At 66.4% G+C, this 17,572-nt stretch carries 19 protein-coding genes; 4 read left to right on the top strand and 15 right to left on the bottom strand.

From position 1 onward, the window contains the following. The first annotated feature begins 43 nt into the window (after window positions 1–43). Entirely contained in the window at window positions 44–1,102 is a 1,059-nt protein-coding gene (locus ACFU5V_RS03920) for an alkene reductase (protein WP_378697017.1), read from the top strand. Between the two features lie 69 nt (window positions 1,103–1,171). Continuing rightward, window positions 1,172–1,624 (top strand): MarR family winged helix-turn-helix transcriptional regulator, encoded by a 453-nt coding sequence (locus tag ACFU5V_RS03915; RefSeq protein WP_378697015.1) that lies wholly within the window; start codon window positions 1,172–1,174, stop codon window positions 1,622–1,624. 142 nt (window positions 1,625–1,766) lie between these two features. Here the strand turns inward: ACFU5V_RS03915 and ACFU5V_RS03910 are convergent, their stop codons facing one another. From ACFU5V_RS03910 to ACFU5V_RS03845, 14 genes are all read right to left on the bottom strand, one after another. Further along, on the bottom strand, window positions 1,767–2,573 hold the full coding sequence (locus tag ACFU5V_RS03910) for an SDR family NAD(P)-dependent oxidoreductase (RefSeq protein ID WP_378697013.1): 807 nt from the start codon (window positions 2,571–2,573) through the stop codon (window positions 1,767–1,769). 106 nt (window positions 2,574–2,679) lie between these two features. Then, window positions 2,680–3,501: a sugar phosphate isomerase/epimerase family protein gene (locus ACFU5V_RS03905; RefSeq protein WP_378697569.1), complete on the bottom strand. Its 822-nt coding sequence runs from the start codon at window positions 3,499–3,501 to the stop codon at window positions 2,680–2,682. Between the two features lie 278 nt (window positions 3,502–3,779). Continuing rightward, the gene (locus ACFU5V_RS03900; protein ID WP_378697011.1) at window positions 3,780–3,998 is read right to left on the bottom strand and encodes an SDR family oxidoreductase; all 219 of its coding nucleotides are present in this window, start codon (window positions 3,996–3,998) and stop codon (window positions 3,780–3,782) included. A 39-nt stretch (window positions 3,999–4,037) separates the two neighbouring features. Further along, window positions 4,038–4,838: an SDR family NAD(P)-dependent oxidoreductase gene (locus ACFU5V_RS03895; RefSeq protein WP_378697009.1), complete on the bottom strand. Its 801-nt coding sequence runs from the start codon at window positions 4,836–4,838 to the stop codon at window positions 4,038–4,040. A gap of 25 nt (window positions 4,839–4,863) precedes the next feature. Continuing rightward, complete coding sequence (locus tag ACFU5V_RS03890) at window positions 4,864–5,886, bottom strand: sugar ABC transporter substrate-binding protein (RefSeq protein WP_378697007.1); 1,023 nt, start codon at window positions 5,884–5,886, stop codon at window positions 4,864–4,866. After that, entirely contained in the window at window positions 5,883–6,896 is a 1,014-nt protein-coding gene (locus tag ACFU5V_RS03885) for an ABC transporter permease (protein ID WP_378697005.1), read from the bottom strand. Before ACFU5V_RS03885 ends, ACFU5V_RS03890 begins: the two co-directional genes overlap by 4 nt. Continuing rightward, on the bottom strand, window positions 6,893–7,891 hold the full coding sequence (locus ACFU5V_RS03880) for an ABC transporter permease (RefSeq protein WP_378697003.1): 999 nt from the start codon (window positions 7,889–7,891) through the stop codon (window positions 6,893–6,895). The genes ACFU5V_RS03885 and ACFU5V_RS03880 overlap by 4 nt, the downstream gene beginning before the upstream one ends. Further along, the gene (locus tag ACFU5V_RS03875) at window positions 7,884–9,437 is read right to left on the bottom strand and encodes a sugar ABC transporter ATP-binding protein (RefSeq protein ID WP_378697001.1); all 1,554 of its coding nucleotides are present in this window, start codon (window positions 9,435–9,437) and stop codon (window positions 7,884–7,886) included. Before ACFU5V_RS03875 ends, ACFU5V_RS03880 begins: the two co-directional genes overlap by 8 nt. Window positions 9,438–9,543: 106 nt before the next feature. Then, complete coding sequence (locus ACFU5V_RS03870; protein WP_378696999.1) at window positions 9,544–10,326, bottom strand: SDR family NAD(P)-dependent oxidoreductase; 783 nt, start codon at window positions 10,324–10,326, stop codon at window positions 9,544–9,546. Between the two features lie 78 nt (window positions 10,327–10,404). Beyond that, entirely contained in the window at window positions 10,405–10,791 is a 387-nt protein-coding gene (locus tag ACFU5V_RS03865) for a nuclear transport factor 2 family protein (RefSeq protein ID WP_378696997.1), read from the bottom strand. 50 nt (window positions 10,792–10,841) lie between these two features. Beyond that, window positions 10,842–11,918, bottom strand: coding sequence for a maleylacetate reductase (locus tag ACFU5V_RS03860; protein ID WP_378696995.1), 1,077 nt, complete (start codon window positions 11,916–11,918; stop codon window positions 10,842–10,844). Continuing rightward, on the bottom strand, window positions 11,915–12,832 hold the full coding sequence (locus ACFU5V_RS03855; RefSeq protein WP_378696993.1) for an intradiol ring-cleavage dioxygenase: 918 nt from the start codon (window positions 12,830–12,832) through the stop codon (window positions 11,915–11,917). The genes ACFU5V_RS03860 and ACFU5V_RS03855 overlap by 4 nt, the downstream gene beginning before the upstream one ends. Before the next feature lie 14 nt (window positions 12,833–12,846). Beyond that, window positions 12,847–13,572 carry an SDR family NAD(P)-dependent oxidoreductase gene (locus ACFU5V_RS03850; protein ID WP_378696991.1) on the bottom strand — a complete coding sequence of 242 codons (726 nt, stop codon included), beginning with the start codon at window positions 13,570–13,572 and terminating at the stop codon, window positions 12,847–12,849. Window positions 13,573–13,616: 44 nt separating this feature from the next. Continuing rightward, entirely contained in the window at window positions 13,617–14,468 is an 852-nt protein-coding gene (locus tag ACFU5V_RS03845) for a sugar phosphate isomerase/epimerase family protein (protein ID WP_378696989.1), read from the bottom strand. Window positions 14,469–14,707: 239 nt separating this feature from the next. Between ACFU5V_RS03845 and ACFU5V_RS03840 the strand changes: the two genes are divergently transcribed. Together ACFU5V_RS03840 and ACFU5V_RS03835 are read left to right on the top strand one after the other, a co-directional pair. After that, a complete protein-coding gene (locus ACFU5V_RS03840) occupies window positions 14,708–15,376 on the top strand; it encodes a helix-turn-helix domain-containing protein (protein WP_378696987.1) in 669 nt (222 codons plus the stop codon). A gap of 171 nt (window positions 15,377–15,547) precedes the next feature. Next, on the top strand, window positions 15,548–16,753 hold the full coding sequence (locus ACFU5V_RS03835; RefSeq protein WP_378696985.1) for an MFS transporter: 1,206 nt from the start codon (window positions 15,548–15,550) through the stop codon (window positions 16,751–16,753). Window positions 16,754–16,828: 75 nt separating this feature from the next. On the opposite strand, the gene ACFU5V_RS03830 is transcribed toward ACFU5V_RS03835, so the two are convergent. Continuing rightward, a complete protein-coding gene (locus tag ACFU5V_RS03830) occupies window positions 16,829–17,407 on the bottom strand; it encodes a TetR/AcrR family transcriptional regulator (RefSeq protein ID WP_378696983.1) in 579 nt (192 codons plus the stop codon). Between the last annotated feature and the right edge of the window lie 165 nt (window positions 17,408–17,572).

The following is a 17,572-nucleotide window of genomic DNA, read 5'->3' as shown; positions in this document are numbered from 1 at the left end:
TTCGCTCTCATGTCCGGAAACAACTTTTCAGGAGATCTGCATAATGTCGCTGCTGCACGACCCCTTGACCATCGGAAACATCGTTTTGCCGAACCGCATCGTGATGGCCCCGCTGACGCGCTGCCGGGCCGGGGAGGGACGGGTACCCACCGAGCTGATGGCGGAGTACTACGCGCAACGCGCCGGCGCCGGACTGATCATCAGCGAGGCCACCTGTGTGAGTGCGCAAGGTGTGGGTTACCCGGACACCCCCGGAATCTGGTCGCCGGAGCAGACGGCGGGTTGGCGGACGGTGACCGACGCGGTGCACGCAGCGGGCGGACGAATCTTCTTGCAGCTGTGGCATGTTGGACGGGTCTCCGATCCGACATACCTTGACGGGAATCTCCCGGTCGCCCCGAGCGCGATCGCCGCATCCGGCCGGGTTCGCCTGCTGCGCCCGCACCGGGACTATCCGCTTCCGCGGGCCCTCGAGACCGACGAGATCCCGGGGATCGTCGAGGACTTCCGACGCGGCGCGCTCAACGCGAAGGAAGCCGGCTTCGACGGCGTCCATATCCACGCCGCGAACGGCTACCTGATCGACCAGTTCCTCCAGGACAGCACCAACGTGCGCACCGATCACTACGGCGGAAGCATCGAGAACCGGGCCCGGTTCCTGCTCGAGATCACCGACGCCGTGAGCTCGGTGTGGGGCGCGGACCGCGTCGGCGTGCACTTGCGGCCGCGCGGTGAGGAACACGACATGGGCGACAGCAACCCGAAGGCGCTCTTCGGCTATGTGGCCGCGCAACTGCGCGAACGTCAGGTCGGGTTCCTGTTCATCCGCGAGATCGAGGCCGACGACAGCCAGCTCCCCCATATCAAGCAGGTATTCGGCGGCCCGGTGGTCGCCAACGAAGAAATGTCCCACCACGACGGCCAGCGTCTGCTCACTGACGGTGTGGCCGATGCCGTGGCCTTCGGGCGGGACTTCATCGCGACACCTGATCTGGTGGCGCGCCTCGCATCCGGAGCCCCGCTCAACACCCCGGACCCGTCCACGTTCTACGGCGGAGGCGCCGAGGGATACACCGACTACCCGGTGCTGAGTCAGCTCTGACACGGTGTGGCCGGTACGGCGGCCGCTCGGCAGCTCGTGCGAACGATGTGACGGCGGAGAGGAGTCGATGTGTCTTTCGCTGACGACGCGGTAGAAGTGCGAGCCCAGGGATGGCGCACGGTCGCGGCCTTTCACGATCTGGTCGAGACCCGACTCGAGAATGCGCTGCAATCGCCGCTCGAGCTGTCGGTAGTCGAGCACACAGTTCTCGATGTACTCAGCCGTCAGGACCGTGCGCTGCATATGCGAATGCAGCAACTCTCGCGTGCCACCGCGCTCTCGTCCAGTGCCACCACCCGGCTGGTCAACCGTCTCGAGGCACGGGGGTTGTTGTCACGGTTCCTGTGTGTCGAGGATCGGAGAGGCATCTACACCGAGTTGACACCGGCAGGGTCGGAGCTGCTCGATCAGGCTCGTCCGATCTACGATTCGGCGCTGCGGGAGGCACTCGAGGCCGCGGCCGCGGTACCGGAACTCGCCCCGCTGGTCTCGGCGTTCGAGAGCCTGCACGCTGCACCGTGACCCCCGGGTCTCCGGGGAACTGAAACGCCAAGGCCGCCAGATCATGCCGATCTGGCGGCCTTGTGCCGACTAGTCGATCACGCCCGATGTGACGCTTTCCGGGAGGGTCGACCCCGTGATCGCCGGAGGACGGCCACGGCGGTCACTGCGCGGTGAATCCGCCGTCGATCACGAGTTCGGTTCCGGTGACGAACCTGGACTCGTCGGACGCGAGATAGAGGACGCCGAGGGCGATGTCGATGGGGTCGCCGACAACGCCCAGTGGGTGCTGAGCCCGCATACCGGCGAGGTAGGCTTCGAGCCCCTCGGGGCTTTCTTCGCCCTTCTTGATGTTGAGCGGCGTGAGGATGGTGCCCGGGCACACTGCGTTGACGCGGATCCCTTCGGGCGCATACACCATCGCGTCGGTCTTCGCCATGAGACGAACGGCGCCCTTCGAGGCGTGGTAACTCGGTGCGTCGGCGTTGCCGACGAGACCGTAGATCGAGCAGATGTCGACGACGCTGCGCCCGCCGCGTCCCCTCCGCAGCAATGGGATTGCGTGCTTGGTGCACAGGAACGGGCCGGCGACGTTGACTGCCATCATCGACTGCCATGCCGCGTAGTCGACCTCATCTGTCGGCTCGGCGGGCCCGGAGATGCCGGCGTTGTTGACGAGGATCTCGAGCGCTCCGTGCTCGGCGGCTACCTGTTCCATCGCGGCGGCAACGGAGTCCTCGACCGTGACGTCGACGCGGTGGAATGTGACGGGACGTTCACGGGAGGTCAGGCGCTCGGCCAGTTCTTTTCCGTCGTGCTCGGACACGTCGAAGATCGCGACGCTCGCCCCTTCGGCGACGAGGGTCTCCACGATTGCGCGGCCTATGCCCGAGGCGCCGCCTGTGACGATGGCGCGCTTGCCGTCGACGCGCGCCTTGCCGACCGTGGTGATTGGGGGAAACGTGTTCATGTTTGGCCTTTCTGGGTGCACGGTGTCATTTGACGACGATGCGGTTGCGTAAGTTTCGGCAGCTCGAGTCATTGGTGTCGAGGCCGCATCCTCCTGCCCTACGTGATCATGGTGTGGCAGCGCCTCCAACCCGGGTGAGGTCGTGTGCGTCGTCCAACGACCGAATCGCTGCGTCGTGTGCGAGGCGCAGCCCGTCCTCGACGGGGGTCCGTCGGTGGCTGGCCGAAATGATCTCCACCCCCCAATGGCCTCGATAGCCTGTCGAGAGAATTGCTGCGACGAACTTCGGCACGTCGAAGTCGCCGTCGCCGCAGTATCTTCTGCTGTTGACGGTGTCTTCCCAGAGCGTTCCCTCTGGTGCGCTGGCGGCGTCGTTGAGCTCGACGACGAACACCATGTCGGGGTCGACCGCGGCGGTCATCTCCTCGTAGGACGTCCCGGCGCGGTTTACGTGCCAGATGTCGATGCAGAGTCCTCCGGCACGCTCTCCCGCCTTTCTGACGATGTCTGCCGCCCCGCGAACGGTTCGGGGGTGGGCCATGGGCATGAACTCCAGCGCCACGCGTACGCCATGGCGTTCGGCGTCGCGGGCGAGAAGCGCGAAGTGCTCGATGTACTGGTCGGACGGGCGTGGGGTGGGTGAGAGATCTGAACTGACCTTGATCGTCTGCACACCCAGTTCTCCAGCGCATTCGAACATGTGAGTGCGGATGCGGTCCGATTCGGCGCGCGCGGCACCCTCGGCCCACCAGTCCGTCAGAAACTCGAACTCGACGTGCTTCATCCCGTTGTCCCGGAGGATCGCGCCCAGTGTCGACAACCCGATCGTCTGGCGTGCTTCGATGAGGTCCTTGTGGAAGAGACCGAACCCGGACCAGCCGGTTCGGCCGGCGGCCTCGATCCTTTCCCGCAATGGGACCGGACTCATTTCCGTACCGATCGACGGCCCTGTATTTCCGGCTGACGTCCAGCAGGAGGCCAACAGTTCGGTATTGCGGGTCATGGGGTTTCCTTTGCTACGAGCGGGATGGGCCGTGCAGTGCCGACTGCGGCTCACTGGGGTGGGACCGGATCGGGTGCGCGGTGTTTCTCTGTAGAACCGGGTGGTGCAGGTGCCTGCGTGCTCGGACACCGTCGGCCCGTCGTTCGATCGGAAATCCACCGCTCTGTCCCCGCTGTCGTGGATCCGTGGTGACAGTTCGCCGCTCACCGGAGGTGGACGCCGCCGTTGACATCGAGTGCGGTACCGGTGATGTAGGAGGCGCGATCCGAGGACAGGAAGGCGACGGCGTCGGCGATGGTGCATCGCACCCCGAGTATGTCCGTGTCGGGAAATTCGTTGCGGACGACGCGCTCCGCCTCGGCGACCGCTTCATTGGAATAGTCCAGCAGGGCGAGTCGGTAGCCCTCGGCGGCGAGTCGCACGCTCGTGGCCGCGCAATTCCGCCGCCGGCGCCGGCGCGGTCAGGTTATGGCGCGGAAGGATCCGCCGTCGACGCCGTACACCGAGGCGGTGACGTACGAGGCAAGATCGGAGGCGAGGAAGACCACGACGTTGGCCACTTCCTCCGGAGTTCCGATGCGCTGCAACGGAAGTCCGCGGTGCTTCATCTCCACGTCGATGGATTCGTCGCGGTGCACGCCGTGGACGGCGGCGAAGGTGTCGGCGAGTCCGCCTTCCATCAGCCACATCGGTGAGAGGATGGGGCCGGGTGCGACCGCGTTGACGCGCACGATCGGCCCCTCACTGATGGCGAGCGAGCTGGTGAACGACAGAATGGCGGCCTTGGACGCGGCGTAGTCCGGGCCGGCGGCGATCGGCTGGCGGCCCAGGTCCGAGGCGTTGTTGACGATGACACCGCGTCCGGCGGCCCGCATGATCGGCAGCACGTGGGTGGCGGCGCGGACCTGGCTGAGGAAGTTCAGTTCGAGGGTGGAGACCCAGTCGGTGTCGGTGAGACTGTCGAAGGTTCCCAGGCTGCCGGCGCCGACGTTGTTGAACAACACGTCCACCCGGCCGTCGTAGGGGGCGAGGACCTCGTCGAGGCCGCCGGTCACACCGGCCTCGGTGCTCAGATCGGCAACGGCGCAGTGCACCTCGGTGACCTGCGCGAGTTCCTTGGTGAGGATGTCGAGGCCGTGCCGGTCGCGGTCGATCAGGGCGAGGCGGGCGTTCTCCGAGGCGAAGGCGCGTGCGGACGCGGCTCCGATTCCGGAGCCGGCGCCGGTGATGACGACGACCTTGCCCTCCAGTGCAGTGTCCATCGTGATTCCTCTCGGGTAGGGGGTGTCAGTTGGTGGCAGATTCGGAGTATCCCGCGGGCAGGCAGCCGTTGGGGGTGAACTCGTCGAGGTTGTCCTTGGTGACCACCGGCAGCGGCATGTAGCTGACCGGCGGCACGTCCTTGCCGGCGAGGACGTCCATCATGGTGGTCAGGGCGTGGGTGGAGTCCCAGCACGGTGACTGGAACAGCGTGGTCGACATGGATCCGTTCTCGAGCAGGGTCCGGGCGACCGGGGCGTAGTTGTGGCCGAGGAGTTTGACCTGTCCGGCCATCCCGGCGGCGTCGAGGGCCTGCGCGGCGCCGGAGGCCATGATGTCGTCCGGGGTGACGAGGGCATCGATCTGGTTGCCGAACCGGCTGATCAGTGCGCTGGCGGCGGTTTGCGCCTGGTTCTTGTCGAAGTTTCCCGGCTGAGAGCCGAGGAGCTTGATGTCGGGGTGGTTGGCCATCTCGCGTTCGAGCCCGATCTGACGGTTGATCGCGGCCGCGTTGCCGGGGGTGCCGCCGATGTAGACGTAGGTTCCCTTGCCGCCGAGCAGCTTCGCGAGTTCCTTGCCCTGCAGTTCGCCGATGCGCTGGTCGTTCGGTCCGGTGAACGCGTGGTACAGGCTGGTGTCGAGGTTCTCGGGGGGCTGGGAGTTGCTGATGTCGACCGGGATCCCCGCGCGCTGGGCCTGGATGAGCATGGGCTGTTCGGCGCCGTACAGCGCGGGCCAGATGACGATCCCGTCGACCTTCTTGGCGATCGCGATCTTCATCTGCGACGCCTGCACCGAGGCGTCGTAGTTCGAGTTCATCACGAACGCGTTGACGTGGTGTTCTTCGGCTGCCTTCCGCAGGGACGAGACGTAGTTGCGGCCGTATTCGTGGTTGCGGTCCATCGGGACGAGGAAGGCGATCGTGGGCCAGTCCTCGTTGTCGGTCGCCGCGCCGGGGGCCCCGCATCCGGTGCCGGCCAGCACGGTGGCCGCGCAGACGGTGATCGCGAGTGCTGCTCGGCGGAACAGAGAACTCTTGTGCGCCATCATCGTGCCTTTCCTGCTGCGACGGCTGTGGGGTCCGAGGATGCGCCGGTGAGGGGACCGAGCAGCGACGGCAGGCGCAGGGCCCGCACCCCCTCCTTGGTCAAGACGATCGCGGCGAACAGGATCGCGCCGATGGCGATGCTCTCGACGCTCGAGTCCAGCCCGCTCATCTGCAGGCCGATGCTGATGCCGCCGAGTGCGATCGCCCCGATGACGGCGCCGATCACGCTGGCGCGGCCGCCGGAGAGGCTGGCGCCACCGACGACGGCGGCCGCGATCGCCAGCAGCATCACCGTCGAGCCCAGGGTGGGTGAGGCGGCGACGAGGTTGAGGGTGTCGACGACACCGGCGAGGCCGGCGACGCCGCTGCAGATGGTGAAGGCGAGGATCTTGCGGGTGTCGATCGAGATGCCGCCCGACGCCGCGGCTTCGGCGTTGCCGCCGATGATGTAGAGCTCACGGCCGGTACGCATCTTGGTCATGAAGAACCACAGGGCTGCGGTCGCGGCGACGGCGATGACGATGTCCGGGGTGATCTGCCCGATCAGCGGGACGCTGAATTCCAGGGCCCGGGTGGAGTCCTGCAGCGGCACCGGGGCGCCGTCGGTGATCGCCAGGGCAAGACCTTGCAGGGTGATCAGCATGCCGAGGGTGGTGATGAAGGAGTTGATGCCGACCTTGACGACCAGGAGACCGTTGATCAGCCCCACCACCGCACCGGTGATCAGCGCGAGCGGAATCGAGACGGCGAGGTTGCCGGAGACCTGGGCGGCGACGGCGGCGGTGACGGCCATGGTCGATCCGACGCTGAGGTCGATCTCGCCGAGGACCAGAACCGGGACCAGTGCGATCGCCACCAGCCATACGTCGACGATGCGGGACAGGGCGATGCCGTAGGAGCCGAGTGCGGTCGGCTGGACCGCGAGCAGCACCACGACGACCAGGGCCAGCAGGATCACCGCCCGGAATGCGGTCCAGCTCTTGAGCTGGGTCAGAAGAGTGTGACCGTTCACCGGAGACCTCCACGTCGGCGCAGGACGGCGTCCGCCGCGAGGGTCGCGACGATGATGAATCCCTGCACGAACTGTTGCCATTGGAACGGCAACCCGACCAGGGACAGCACACTGAGCAGCACCTGGACGAACGCGACACCGAGGACGGTGCCCAGGATCGAGCCGCGGCCGCCGAAGAGGCTGGTACCACCGATGACGACGGCGGCGAGGGCGTTGAAGTCGTAGCCGGCGGACATCGTCGAGACGGCACTCGAGCTGTAGCCGGCCAGCGCCATGCCCGCCGCAGCGGCCCCGAGCGAGGAGACGGCGAAGGTGAGGGTGAGGGTGCGGGTGGTGTTCAGGCCGGCGATCCGGGCGGCACCGCGGTTGGTGCCGGTGGCCCGCAGCGAGTACCCGAAGTTGGTGGAGGAGAGCAGATTGTGGGCGAGGACGGCCACGACGGCGAAGATCAGGAACACCACCGGAATACCGGCGACGGAGGCGTTGCCGATCCACGACAGCAGCGAGGTGTTCCCCGAGTACTGGGCGCCGCCGGTGAGGTAGTTGAGCACGCCCATCCCGGCGGTGGCGGTGGCCAGGGTGACGATGACTCCATTGCCGCGCATCAGGCCGGCGCCGATACCGTTGATGATCGCGAACACCAGGCACGCCAGGATCGCGGCCGGTGCGGCCACGGCGATGCCGTGCGGGCTCAACGCGATCACGACGATGGCGGCGAGGGCGATCTGCGGCACCACGGACAGGTCGATGATCAGGCCCGAGACGACCACGAACGTCATCCCGAGTGCGACGAATCCGAGGAACGCGCTGTTACGCAGCAGTGTGCCGAGGTTCTGTGCGGACCAGAAGCCGTCGAGCCCGACGGCCGCGAACAGCAGTAGCGCGATCAGCGCACCGGTGACGACGATGACGGTGGGGTTCTCGTCGAATTTGCGCCGCAGGGGCGGCACGTACGGTGCGACCCGCCCCGCCGGGGCGATCTGGGTGTCAGACATGTGCGGTTTCCTTGCGTTGGTGCGTGGTGTCGTGATGGGTGCCGAGCCGGACGATGGCCTGTTGGTCGGCCTCGACGGCGGACAGTTCGCCGGTGATCGTGCCGTCGCGTAGGACCGCGATCCGGTCCGACAACGACAGCAGCTCCTCGAGGTCGGAGGAGACGACGATGACGGCGGTGCCCTGCGCGGTCAGGTTGCGGACCAATTCGTGTATCTCGGCCTTGGCGCCGACGTCGACGCCGGCGGTCGGCTCGTCCAGGACGAACAGTCGCGGGTTGGTCGGCAGCCACCGGCCGAAGGCCACCTTCTGCTGGTTGCCGCCACTGAGCAGTTTCACGGTGGCGGAGGTGTTGGCGGGGCGCAGGTTGACCTCGTCGGCGAGGCCGGTGGCCATCTTCTTCAGCGCCTTGGTGCGGATCTGCCCGAACCGGCTCAGCGCGTTCAGCGAGGGCAGCGCCAGGTTTTCGCGCACCGAACGGGCCAGCAGCACCCCTTCGGTGCGGCGGTCTTCCGGGACGAAGGCGACGCCGGACCGGACCGCGGAGCGGTAGGAACCGATGGTGCGGCGCTTGCCGTCGTAGCTGAGGGTGACCGATCCGCGGGAGCGGGGTTCGAGGCCGAGGATGGCCCGGACCAGTTCGCTGCGGCCCGAGCCCATCAGGCCACCGAGACCGAGTACCTCGCCCGCACGAACGTGCAGGCTGGTGCCGAATACTCCTGGCGCCCAGAGGTTGTCGACGGAAAGGACAACCTCACCGAATGAGTCCGCCTTCTCTTCCCGCTCGTGCTGTTCCTGGTCGAGCAGCTTCTGCCCGACCATGCTTTCCACCAGTCGATCCGAGGTGGTCTCGCCGAGGTCGAGGTGTTCGACCAGGCGGCCGTCGCGGAGCACGGTGGCGCGGCTGCACAGCTCGAAGATTTCCCGCAGCCGGTGCGAGATGTACACGATGGTCACGCCCTGGTCGCGCAGAGACTTCAGCAGGTCGAGCAGCTGGTCGGTTTCCTGGGGTGTCAGGGAGGCGGTGGGCTCGTCGAGGATGAGGATCTGCGGGTCCAGGCGCAACGCCTTGGCGATCTCGACGAACTGCTGCAGGGTCGCCGGCAGTTGACCGACGAGGGTGTCGGGGTCGATGTTCACACCGAGCCGCGCGCACAGTGCGGCGGCGATCGAGCGCATGGCTGCGCGGTCGACGAGCCCGCGTTTGGTGGGAGTGGTACCGACGCAGATGTTCTCGGCGACGGTCAGGTCCGGGCACAGGCTCAGTTCCTGATGGACCAGCGCGATGCCGGCGGCCTTGGCCGCTACGGTTCCCCCGGACAGCGGCTGCCCGGAGACGAGCACCCGACCCTCGTTGGGGAGGTAGAGGCCGGCGAGCACCTTCATCAGCGTGGACTTGCCGGCGCCGTTCGCGCCGACGATGGCGTGGCAGGTACCGGCGTCGATGCGGATGCTCACGTCCTCGAGCGCGTGCACACCACCGAATTGCTTGCTGACCCCGGTCGCCTCGATGGCAGCGGGTGACGGGACGGAGATCTGAGAGGTCACGGGGGTCTCCTGATACAGGCTGGGGAAACGTGGTACTACGGGTGAGGGGAAGGCGGCGGTAGCCGATCGGTTACCACCGCGGCGTCCGCGTCGAAGGGGTCGAGGTCTAGAAGAAGACCTGCTCGCCGCCGGTGAGGTTGAGAGCGGAACCGGTGGTGAACGAGGCGTCGTCGGATGCGAGCCAGGCGACCATCCGGCCCATGTCCTCGAGAGTGCCGAAACGTCCGGTGGGGATCCGGGCGTCGAGGTAGTCCTGCATCTTCTGCTCGAGCGTAATTCCCTCGCTCTGAGCGATTTCCGCGAACGACTTCTCCATCATCTCGGTGTGCATGCAGCCGGGGCAGATGGCGTTGACAGTGATGTTGTAGGGCGCCAGCTCCAGCCCGAGCGCCTGCGTCATCAAGATGACGGCCGCCTTCGACGCGGAGTAGACCCCCTCGTTGGGGCGGGCGAGTTTGCCGAGCTGGGAGGCGGTATTGATGATCCGCCCCGACTTTTGCTCCTTCATCACCCGTGCGGCGGCACGGGAGCCGTTGAAGACGCCGCCGATGTTGACGTCGATAGTGCGGCGGAAGTCTTCGTCGCTGACGTCCGCGATTGCACCGTAGGTGTAAATGCCGGCGTTGTTGACCATGATGTCCAGGCGCCCGTGCGTCTCGACGGTGGAACCGACCAACTCGTCCACCGATGCCGCGCTGGAGACGTCGACTTTGGCGGAGCTACTCTTCGGGCTGCCGGCGGACTGCAGCTTCGCGGCGGTCTCCTCGGCGCTGTGCAGGTCGGCGCAGACGACGGTGGCGCCGCGCCGGGCGAGTTCGACGGCGATGCCCTCACCGAGTCCGCGGCTGGCACCGGTGACGATGGCGATCTTGTTTTCGAGGGTGGACATTGGAGAATCCAATCTGGTGTTTAGGTGGGAATTCCTCGGTGAGCCAGGTACTCGGGGCGAGGAGTTCGAGTGAGGGACTTACGCGGCGGGCACGGGGGTGGGCTGGTAGGCCAGGAAGCGCCACCCCTCGTCGGTGTACTTCCATACCGCCAGGCACCGGTTGCGTAGCTTCTTCTCGCGCCCGCCGGCGGTGATCTCGGCATTCATCTCACCGACGACGAGCGCGACGTCGTCGACGATGCGGATGAAGTCGATGGGGTGGTCGATGTCGTGATAGACGTAGAACCCGGACCGCACCTTGTCGAGGTAGGACTCGAGGCTGTCGGTCTCGCCCGAGGAATGCGAGTAAGCCAGGTCGGGGTGACTGAGCTCGGCGAACCGGGTCAGATCCTGGTCAATGATCGCCCGATATCGGGCGTTCTCGAGGTCCCGGATGGTAGTCGTGGCGTCGTGGAGTGCTGTCACGTCGGCTCCTGTGCTGTTCACGGGTGGGCGGGGGTGGACGTCGTGCCGGGTCATCGGTGGGTGGGCCGATCGCCGCGCAGTGCACCGCGCAGGAGATGGCGCAGTCCGTCCTCGGTGACCGGAGTGGGATTGGAATACGGGTTGGACAGGACCTCGTCGACGACGGCGGGGAGCTGCGCCTCGCGCACACCCAGCTCTTCGAGTGAGTGCGGGATCTTCAATTCCTGGGCGAGTTCCCACAACGCCACGGACGGATCCGCGTCGGTGCCGAGCGCACGCTGGAGTGCGGCCCGCGCGGCGGGGGTGTGGGTTTCGTTGTAGGCCAGTACGTACGGCAGCACGATGGCGTGGGTCTGGGCGTGCGGCAGGTCGAGGGATCCGCCGAGCACGTGGCAGAGCTTGTGGTGCAGCGACATCGTGGTCGCCCCCAGGCAGGCCCCGCACAGCCAGGCGCCGTACAGGGCCTTCGAGCGGGCGTCCAGATCGTCGCCGTCGGCGACCACCGCGGCCAGCGAATCGGCGAAGGCGCGTATCCCTTCTTCGGCCATCAGCGAGATGATCGGCGAGTCGTCCGGGGCGTAGAGCGCCTCGACGGCGTGTGCGACCGCATTGAGCCCGCTAGCCGCGGAGAGCTCTGCCGGCAGCGTGGTGGTCAGCTGCGGATCGTAGATCACGGCCTGCGGCAGCACCTTCGGATCACGCCCGGTTTGTTTGCGCCCGTCGCGGGTCAGCCCCCAGATCGGGGTCATTTCCGAGCCGGCGTAGGTGGTGGGGATCGCGATGATCGGCAGCCCGTGTTCGAGGGCGATCGCCTTGCCGAGGCCGATCGACGAGCCACCGCCGATCACAACGCAGCTGTCCGCGCCGAGTTCGCGTGCCCGGTCCCGGGCGCGGTCCGCGGTCTCGACCGGAACATGCATACGCGCCTGGTCGAACACGCCGGCACCGCGATCACCGAGGTGATCCATGACGAGATCGGCCAGGTGGTTCTGCTCGGGGGTGCACAGGACCAGCGCCCGGCTCAGCCCGAGACGGTCGAGTTCCTCCCCGATCGTGCTCACCGCGCCGACCTCGAAGCTCACCCACATCGGCACGGCCTGGTAACGGAAGGAGCTGGTGAAGGTCACAGCCCGGCCGCCTCTCGTACGTCGGTTGCGGGCTCTCGTACGTCGGATTCGAGCAGGGTCACATCGAAGTGCACCGTGCGGAACGGATTTTCGAACCCGAGTTCGCGGGCGCGGTCCGGGTCGTCGACCACCGGGAACTCCCGGATCAGGCTTTCCTTGACCCCGAAGACGACATCGGAGTCGATATAGGGGGTGTCCTCGACGAACAGGTGGGTGGTGACCGGTTCGTGATCGGGGGCGGTGACGATGAAGTGCACGTGCGCCGGCCGGTTGGGATGGCGTCCGGTAGTCGCCAGCAGCTCCCCCACCGGCCCGTCGTTCGGGATGGGGTAGTAGCGGGGAACGATCGAGCGGAACCAGAACTTGCCCTCGTCGTCGGTGGTGAACAGCCCGCGCAGATTCAGCTCCGGCTGGATGTCTGGCTGCTGGACGTCGTAGAAGCCCTCGGCGTTGGCCTGCCAGACATCGACGCTCGCCCCGGCCAGCGGGGTGCCGTCCGCGCTGCGGACCTGACCGGTGACCAGGCACGGCTCACCACCGCCGTCGAGGGCGATGGTGTCACCGAGCTGACGCGGCGGGGAATCGACCATGTGGAACGGGCCCAGGACGGTCTGCTCGGTGGCGTGATCGAGCGCGCGGTGGTTGATCGTCTCCACCAGCATCGACACCCCGAGAACGTCGGAGAGCAGGATGAACTCCTGCCGGACGTCGTTGCACGTGTGTCCGGTGCGGGTGAGGAATTCGATGCCCGTGTTCCACTCGTCTTCGGTGAGCTGGACGTCTTTGACGAAGTCGTGCAGGTGGTGGATCAGGGAGGTCAGTATCTGCCGCAGCCGGGGATCGGTGTCGGCTCCGAGGCTGTCGATCACCACCTCCGCCGAGCGCCCTTCGGTGAACAGTCCACGATCGGTCATCGGTTCAACTCCTTTCACGGTGCGGTGTAGCCGCCGTCGACCGGCAGTTCGACACCGGTGACGTAGCTGGCCTCGTCGCTGGCGAGGAACAGTGCGCCATAGGCAATTTCGCGGGGATCGGCGGCACGCTTCATCGGGGTTGCGGCGATCACGTCGGCGGTGATCGCGTCGTCCTGAGCGTCGATCATCGGGGTGCTCGCCAGGCCCGGGTGCAGGGAGTTGACCCGGATGCCGTCCGCGACATACGACAGGGCGGCGTTCTTGCTCATCATCCGCACCGCGGCCTTACTGGCCTGATAGGCCGAGACCCCGGCGGCGCCGACTATGCCCCAGATCGACGAGACGTTGACGATCGCGCCGGAGTGCTGGGCCTGCATCGTCGGCAGGACCGACCGCATGCCGTAGAAGACCCCGGTCTGGTTCACCGCGATGATGTTGTGCCAGTCGTTCACGTCGATCTTGTCGATCGGCTCGTAGGAGCCGACCAGGCCGGCGTTGTTGACCAGGATGTCGATACGCCCGTGGGCGGCGATCACCGAGTCGACGAGCCCCTGCCAACTGTCGAGCTGGGAGACGTCAAGCGAGTGGAAGCTGATGTCCGCGTGGTCGAACGGTTCCGGCTCGTGCAGGTCGCCGACCACGACCTTCGCGCCTTCCTCGGCGAACAGTTCCGCCGTGGCGCGGCCGATGCCGCGGGCCCCGCCGGTGACGATAGCTACCTTCTGTTCCAACCGCGCCATTGCGATGTCCTCGTTTCTCGGTAATTTCTCAGGGTGTTCTGGGTTCAGCGGAGGAACTTCATCGACGCTTCGTAGGCGGCGGGAACGGCCTCGCTGATCGGGCGCTTGCGGTACTCGGCGGACAGGATCTCCACCCCGTAGATGCCGTCGTAGCCGGTCTTACGGATGGCGTCGACGAAGCCCTGGACGTCGAGTTCGCCCTCACCGGGAAGCCGGCGGCCGTTGAACGTGTCGGCGATGAGGTCACCTTCGAACGTCAACGGGGCGTCGTCGAGTTCGACATCGAAGATGTACTTCGCCGGGATCTCGGCGAGGGTGTCGAAGTCGACGCCGGCGCGCGCGACGTGCCAGATGTCGATCAGCAACCCGCCTGCAGGATGATCAGCCTTGACGATGAACTCGAGTGCCTGCTGCGGGGTCCTCACGTTCACGAACGGCATCGGTTCGAACACCACCGTGGTCCCCGCATTTGCAGCGTGAGTGCAGAGCTTCACGAATTCGGCCGCCATGTGGTCCGCGTCGAATTCACCACCGCTGAAGTCGCCGCCGACCTTGATGTGGCGGGCGCCGAGGGCCTCGGCCGCCCGGAACATGTTCGCGCGAATCTCGTCCGCGGCGCCGCGACGCTCGTCGGTGAGGAACCAGTTCTCCAGGAACTCGAGTTCGAGGTGGGCGATGCCGTTGTCGGCGAGCATGGTCTTGACGGTGGGGAACCCATACTGCTGTTCGGCATCGAGGAGATCCAGGTAACCAATGCCCACACCGGTGAATCCGGCCTTCGCGGCAACCTCGATGCGCTCCTGGAAACTGTGCGGACTGCGATCGTTCTCCGCGTTGCCGGCGTCGGCATCACCAGCGGTCGTCCACGTACCAGCGATCAATTCGATCTTGCTCACTATCAAATCTTCCTTCCGGAGAGGGATTGGATGGATTGCGTCCTGCGGCGTAGCGCAGGTTCACGACGATGCCAGACCGACCAACTCCGCAATTCATTCTGGCTGAAATTTGTGACTCCAATCATGCAAGTCGTGTAGTGTGATTGTCAACATCAGACGGTGAACTGCGGTGTTGCACCACCGTCCGAGTTAAGTCAGAGTGGATGCCGAACGTTAGGCACACAGAACGGGGCACAGTGATGGAAGACGAAATCGGCGTGGCCTTGAAGCGGGCACGCCTGGACAAGAAGCTGTCACTGCGCCAGGTCGCCGATCAGCTCGGCATCTCCACGAGCCTGCTCTCGCAGGTGGAGAACGGAAAAACCCAGCCGTCGGTGAAGACGCTCTTCGGTCTCGCGACCGTGCTCGAGGTCTCGCTCGACCAAATAGTGTCCGGTCGCAGCGGTCTCGACATCGAGCTCCCGGCCGACCGTGACGCCGCGGCCGGCATCCAGCGCGCCGCGGACAATCCGGTCCTCGAAATGGAGAACGGGGTCACCTGGCAGCGCCTGGCCACCGGAGGCCACACCGAGATCGAACCGCTCTACGTCACCTACGAGGTCGGTGCATCCAGCTCCGTCGACGGCAAACAGATGCGCCACGACGGAGCAGAATTCGCCTACATCCTCGAAGGCACCCTCCGGCTCCGGCTCGACTTCGACGAACACGACCTGGGCCCCGGCGACTCGTTCTGCTTCGACTCGAGCCGGCCGCATCTGTTCTACAACCCGGGCACGGTCCCCGCCCGCGGAGTCTGGTTCGTCTTCGACAGCGCGACCCCCACCGCGGACATCAAATCACTGCTCGAAGCGATGCGAACCGTCAACGGAAGCAGTCCGGGCCGCACCCATCTGCCCACATTCAGGTAGCACCTGCCTGCCTGTCCCCCACACCCCGGACGATCACATCGGCCGATCGCCACCTGCCGGTCCGGAACCTTAACCGTCGTTGAACATGCCCTGGGGCCGCGTGGTATGCACACCGCATCCCACGAATGACTCCGACGGTGCGCACATCTGTCGTTGCCGAGAGGAACCTCGATGCCCCGAGCCGATACCGCCCCGGCCACCGAGAGCCGCGCGGCCATGCCGACCTGGCTCGTGGTGCTGATCGCAATCGCCTGCGCAGTAGTGGTCGCCAATCTCTACTACGCCCAGCCTCTGATCGGCGAGATCAGTGCATCGCTCGGCCTGCCCGCACAGTCGGCTGGGCTGATCGTCACACTCACCCAGATCGGCTACGGCGTAGGACTTCTCCTCGTTGTGCCACTCGGTGATCGATACGAGAACCGCACCCTGGTCACGGTCCTCCTCGCCGCCGAAACGGTGGTCCTCATCGCAGCTGCCCTCGTGAAGGCCCCCATCCTCTTCCTGGTGACGTCCGCACTCATCGGGCTCGCCGCGGTCGCAGTCCAAGTGCTGGTTCCCTTCACCTCGCACTATGCACCCGAACACCAGCGTGGCAGGATCATCGGCACGGTCATGGGCGGAGTCACGATCGGGATCATGCTGGCCCGTCCCGCCGCGAGCCTCGTTGCGAGCGTGTGGGCCTGGCGAGCCGTCTACGTCCTGTCGGCCATCCTCGTCGTGATGATCGCCGCCGCAATCCGATTGACGATGCCCGCCCGGCGACCCGAACACACCGAGGGTTACGGCGCGCTGCTGGCCTCCCTACCCTGCCTCGTGCGCCACACCCCGGTCCTGCGTCGCCGCGCGCTCTACCACGCCTGCCTGTTCGGGACATTCAGCCTCTTTTGGACCGCCGTCCCGCTGCTGCTGACCAGCGACGCGTTCGGGCTCTCCCAGAGCGAAGTCGCACTGTTCGCCCTTGCCGGAGCCGCCGGAGCCGTCGCGTCACCGATCGCAGGCAGGATGGCCGACCGCAACCGAACCCGGTCATGGACGCGAATCGCCATCCTCTGTGTCCTGATTGCACTGCTCGCTGCGGCCCTCGCCCCCACCAAGTCCGCCCTGGGGCTCACGGTCCTCGTCGGTGCAGCAATTCTGCTCGACTTCGGCGTCATGACCAATGTGGTGCTCGGACAACGCGCGATCTACACCCTCGGCCCACAACTGCGGGCCCGCCTCAACGGCCTGTACATGGCCATCTTCTTCGCCGGCGGCGGCGTCGGCTCAGCACTCGGGGGATTCGTCTACGCCCACCACGGATGGACGATCACCGCACTCACCGGAGCCGCGCTACCCGTCCTCGCCCTCGGATACTTTCGAACCGAAAGTCGTGACTAACGCACTGGGCCCACCGGCACGATCTGCAGCGACCACCCGTTTCGCCTGGAGTGGCCGAACGCGCCCCGGCCGCCGCTACGGGCGACTGCCGCCCAGATGAAGGGACACGAGCTCGGCGAGGTGGACGCCGACCTGGTCGAGTGGGCGCACCGACCGCGAGGAGATGGCGAGGATGGCGGCACCCTCGATTGCGCACACCGCGGTGGTCGCGAGTGACCGGGCGGCAGCCTCGTCGGCCCCCGTGCGCTCGAGTTGCTCGGCGAGAAGAGCCGCCCAGTTGTCGAATACCTCGGCGGCGACGGCGGGCGCCAACGGCGCCTCGGGGCCGCCGAGCGCGGCGGCGACGATCGGGCATCCGGCGGTGAAGTCACTGGCTTCCAGTGTGTCCTTCCACATCTGAATGAACGCCACCAGGCTGTCGGCGGGGCTGTCGGACGCGGCGAACTCGGCGATGATCGCACTCATCAGCCGGCCGGCCACCCGGGTGGATTCCTCGATGAGTTCTGCCTTCCCGCGGGGGAAGTTCTGGTAGACGGACCGCCGCGCGGTGTCGCTACGGGCCAGCAGTTCGGTGATTCCGGTGCCGGCGACGCCGCGCTCCCGCACGAGCGCGATCGTGCCGGCGATGAGCCGATCGCGGGGACTCGGTGTCATCGGCATCTCTCCTTGCGTTGAGCGAACGATCCTTGCGGTAGCACGATCATTCTACTATGGTGGCCTGAAACACGTAACTAGGGTTCACACCTACTTCATCGAAGGGTGTACCCGACCCACCCGGCGCCCTGTCGTGCGGCGGCACCAGATGGTCCGGCAGCTCCG

Origin of the sequence: Rhodococcus sp. NPDC057529 (assembly GCF_042802055.1) — a bacterium.
Classification (GTDB): Bacteria; Actinomycetota; Actinomycetes; order Mycobacteriales; family Mycobacteriaceae; genus Rhodococcus_F.
This window is presented reverse-complemented; position numbering and strand designations above follow the sequence as displayed.

Bases quoted from the DNA above. Each gene is read 5' to 3' on its own strand.
- ACFU5V_RS03920 (WP_378697017.1), top strand. From the start codon at position 44: ATGTCGCTGCTGCACGACCCCTTGACCATCGGAAACATCGTTTTGCCG.
- ACFU5V_RS03910 (WP_378697013.1), bottom strand. From the start codon at position 2,573: ATGAACACGTTTCCCCCAATCACCACGGTCGGCAAGGCGCGCGTCGAC.
- ACFU5V_RS03905 (WP_378697569.1), bottom strand. From the start codon at position 3,501: ATGAGTCCGGTCCCATTGCGGGAAAGGATCGAGGCCGCCGGCCGAACC.
- ACFU5V_RS03895 (WP_378697009.1), bottom strand. From the start codon at position 4,838: ATGGACACTGCACTGGAGGGCAAGGTCGTCGTCATCACCGGCGCCGGC.
- ACFU5V_RS03890 (WP_378697007.1), bottom strand. From the start codon at position 5,886: ATGATGGCGCACAAGAGTTCTCTGTTCCGCCGAGCAGCACTCGCGATC.
- ACFU5V_RS03880 (WP_378697003.1), bottom strand. From the start codon at position 7,891: ATGTCTGACACCCAGATCGCCCCGGCGGGGCGGGTCGCACCGTACGTG.
- ACFU5V_RS03870 (WP_378696999.1), bottom strand. From the start codon at position 10,326: ATGTCCACCCTCGAAAACAAGATCGCCATCGTCACCGGTGCCAGCCGC.
- ACFU5V_RS03855 (WP_378696993.1), bottom strand. From the start codon at position 12,832: ATGACCGATCGTGGACTGTTCACCGAAGGGCGCTCGGCGGAGGTGGTG.
- ACFU5V_RS03850 (WP_378696991.1), bottom strand. From the start codon at position 13,572: ATGGCGCGGTTGGAACAGAAGGTAGCTATCGTCACCGGCGGGGCCCGC.
- ACFU5V_RS03840 (WP_378696987.1), top strand. From the start codon at position 14,708: ATGGAAGACGAAATCGGCGTGGCCTTGAAGCGGGCACGCCTGGACAAG.
- ACFU5V_RS03835 (WP_378696985.1), top strand. From the start codon at position 15,548: ATGCCCCGAGCCGATACCGCCCCGGCCACCGAGAGCCGCGCGGCCATG.
- ACFU5V_RS03830 (WP_378696983.1), bottom strand. From the start codon at position 17,407: ATGACACCGAGTCCCCGCGATCGGCTCATCGCCGGCACGATCGCGCTC.